Source organism: Holdemanella hominis (genome assembly GCF_014306155.1).
Lineage (GTDB): Bacteria > Bacillota_I > Bacilli_A > Erysipelotrichales > Erysipelotrichaceae > Holdemanella > Holdemanella hominis.
The window spans coordinates 1-2,006 of the sequence record NZ_JACRWH010000102.1 but is presented as its reverse complement, the minus strand read 5'-3'; the positions used below and the strand labels follow the sequence as shown (position 1 = coordinate 2,006).

Annotated in this window: 3 protein-coding genes; 1 reads left to right on the top strand and 2 read right to left on the bottom strand. The window is 27.3% G+C overall.

Annotation, left to right across the window (positions count from 1 at the left end; genetic code table 11):
• Window positions 1–167: transposase (locus H8911_RS13000; RefSeq protein ID WP_186999754.1), on the bottom strand; the 167-nt coding region annotated here is incomplete at its 3' end.
• 127 nt (window positions 168–294) lie between these two features.
• Here H8911_RS13000 and H8911_RS12015 point away from each other — a divergent pair.
• A complete protein-coding gene (locus H8911_RS12015; RefSeq protein ID WP_186999824.1) occupies window positions 295–525 on the top strand; it encodes a hypothetical protein in 231 nt (76 codons plus the stop codon).
• Between the two features lie 52 nt (window positions 526–577).
• On the opposite strand, the gene H8911_RS12010 is transcribed toward H8911_RS12015, so the two are convergent.
• On the bottom strand, window positions 578–1,882 hold the full coding sequence (locus tag H8911_RS12010; RefSeq protein ID WP_186999823.1) for a helix-turn-helix domain-containing protein: 1,305 nt from the start codon (window positions 1,880–1,882) through the stop codon (window positions 578–580).
• Window positions 1,883–2,006 lie beyond the last annotated feature (124 nt).

Sequence of the window (2,006 nt, the reverse complement as noted above, 5' to 3'; positions counted from 1 at the left end):
GCCTGGTTGTTATTGGCTTTAGCTTCTTGCTTCCATCTGTATAAAGTACTATCTCCAATACCTAAATTTTTAGCACATTCTTTACGACTTAGTTCTGGATGTGTTAAACAATAATTGACAGCATTTTGTTTAAATTCTTGATCAAACTGTTTCTTTTTATTTGCCATTTTCTTTTACCTTCCTTTGTTTTTGAATCATCCTCTTTCTATTGTACCACTGGTGTAAATTTTCTCTTTTTGACTAGTCCTATTTATATGCTAACATCAATCCTATGTAGACTTACTAGATAAACAGATGAATGGATTACTGGCTAAAAGAAAGTCTTTATATTCCAGATCCTACAAAGAAAAGGATCTAATTGCCAAGGCAAAAATATCTAAAGAAGCAAAAGTACTAACGCCGGATATTAAAGTATTAAGAAGTCAGATCAAGAGCCTAGACTATATAAGAAAACGTTCATCAAAGTATAGAGAGTATAATAAACAGTTAGAACAGAAAAGGAATTTAGATAAACAAAGAGCTTGAGTAAATAAGGATTTACCCAAGCTTTAATTAATGATAAATAAGTGCGATTTTCTTAACTTGATGAATCAACAAAGAGTGTAGAACTTTTTAATGTTAAATCTTTATCGTTAAATGATTTGATGTCAATAAGAATTTTGATCATCATATCTTTATTGTTGGTTTCTGTATAGTAATCCAAAATAAAATTTTGAATAAGTGGAATATCTTCGTATACATTGTTCTGCAAGAGTGACTGATAATACAAAATGATTTTTTTTTCAAAATCAACATTTTGTTTTTGAATACGAGCACTTATAGCTTGCAAAAAAGGCTTGTAAAAATCGTCTGCATATTCTAAATGAGATTCTATATAATCTAAACATTTTAGATACTCATTTTGTTTGTAATATGAATAGGGTATGAAATAACATAAACCACAAGATGGATCTTTGTTTTCAATTGCTAGATTTGTGTATTTTATACATTCACTGTATTGACAGTTTAATAAATAGCACCAAGCTAAACTATGATAAATGGTTGAAATATATTTATTACTCGATTGGTCAATATTGTTTAGCAATTCAGTTAGCTTTTGAATTGAGTTTTCATAGAGTCCTAAGTTTGTTAAACAATTACATTGAAAAAAATCAATAAAAAACATTGTTGTATAGTTTTGTAATCGATTGAAAATGCTTCTGGATTTTTCGCAATATGTATATGCTAACGCAGATCTGTTTGTTTCAGCATATATACTAATTAGTTCAAATGTGCAAAGTGCAGCGATGTCAGGAATATTTGAAGATAAAGACAAACATTTTTTAAAGTACTTTTCAGCCACAAAATTTGTAGATGGATTTCTTTTATAATAAATACCTAAAATACAATAAAAGATTGATAAATCTTTGGAATTAATGGCATCTAAATTAGACTCGATTATTTTTTTTGTATCATTAATAAAGGTTTCATTACAATTAAATCGTATTAGATAAAAAAGATTTAAAAGATTAAATAAAAAAAATCCACTGCTATTTTCATATATGTCTCGTTTACTTAAAATTAATTCCAGTAATTGTTTCTCTTTAAAAGTATTGGAATTACATAGAGCGTGAAATATTTCATCAATATTATTTTCTAATTCTATGTAAAATTTAAGAGAATCATCGAATTTTAAGTTATAAAAATCATTTAATTGATTAATGGTTCCATCAGGAAAATTTCTTTTCCCGTTTTCCAAATCACTTAAAAAACCTTTATTCATAGAAATTGCATCGGCAACGTATGTTAATGAAAGTCCATCAATAATTCTTTGATGTCTAAAATATGCACCTGTCAAATTTAAATTTTCTGTATAAATTGGAATTTTATGTTTATATGGCATAAAAGCATCACCTGTTATGAAGTGACCTTTGTCAAGACAAAATTACACTCATATTCTAAAAATATTCAGTTTTAGATTGATGACATAGAGGAACTCCTAAACAAATCTATCGACAGTTAACCAC